The sequence below is a fragment of the Methylophaga sp. UBA1464 genome (assembly GCF_002325665.1).
Taxonomy (GTDB): Bacteria; Pseudomonadota; Gammaproteobacteria; order Nitrosococcales; family Methylophagaceae; genus Methylophaga.
This window is the reverse complement of sequence record NZ_DCSO01000071.1, coordinates 19,012-19,480: the sequence shown is the minus strand read 5'-3', so window position 1 is coordinate 19,480 and position 469 is coordinate 19,012. Positions and strand designations below refer to the sequence as shown.

Annotated in this window: 1 protein-coding gene; it reads left to right on the top strand. The window is 45.4% G+C overall.

Features of this window, described 5'->3' with window-relative positions; all coding sequences use genetic code 11:
• Positions 1 to 34: 34 nt before the first annotated feature.
• Positions 35 to 469: FKBP-type peptidyl-prolyl cis-trans isomerase N-terminal domain-containing protein (locus tag B3O33_RS08485; protein ID WP_292363401.1), on the top strand; the 435-nt coding region annotated here is incomplete at its 3' end.

Below are 469 nucleotides of genomic sequence, written 5' to 3'. Positions count from 1 at the left end.
CGCTTTCCTTCCCGTTTTATTTGGAGCTAATGTAATGGCAGAAAACGCCACCCTCGATACAGAACAACAAAAACTCAGCTATATCTTCGGCATACAAGTCGGTCAGCAAATGATGATGGAAAACGTAGAGCTTGAAATGGATGCGTTTAGTGCCGGTGTAGCCGACATGATGGCGGGTCGCCAACCACAAATGGATCAGGCTACTGCGCAGGAAATTATCGGCAAATACCAGCAGAAAAAGTCGCAGGAACTGGCTGCGCTAATGAACAAAAAACAGGCTGAATCCAAAGCTTACATGGAAGAAAATGCGAAAAAAGATGGCGTTGTTACCACAGATAGTGGTCTGCAATATGAAATCATCGAAGCAGGCGATGGCGCAACACCAACTGCATCTGATCGCGTTATTGCTCATTACGAAGGTACCTTATTAGACGGTACAGTTTTTGATAGCTCTATCCAACGGGGTGAT